We start from the raw sequence: 240 nt of genomic DNA on the forward strand, positions 1-240 counted from the left end.
CTGCAATTTCGGCTGGGACTGGGGTCCGACGCTGGTGACGGCGGGCATCTGGAAACCGGTGCGTCTGGAGAGCTGGGACCGGGCGCGGCTGGCGGAGACACGTGTTTCAGCGACGCTTGCTGGCGGTGATGGTCGCGTGACGATCAGGGCGCAGGTTGCTGCGCTCGATGGCGTGAGCGGCGCCACCGTCGTTGCCGAGATCGCCGGCGTCACGCGGAGTGTTCCGGTCGATGGTTCCGG

1 protein-coding gene is annotated in these 240 nt (G+C 68.3%); it reads left to right on the plus strand.

Annotation, left to right across the window (positions count from 1 at the left end):
- Positions 1-240: hypothetical protein (locus SB659_RS20405; RefSeq protein WP_410551751.1), on the plus strand; the 240-nt coding region annotated here is incomplete at both ends.

This window comes from Arthrobacter sp. SIMBA_036 (assembly GCF_046535135.1).
In the GTDB taxonomy this organism is placed as follows: domain Bacteria; phylum Actinomycetota; class Actinomycetes; order Actinomycetales; family Micrococcaceae; genus Arthrobacter.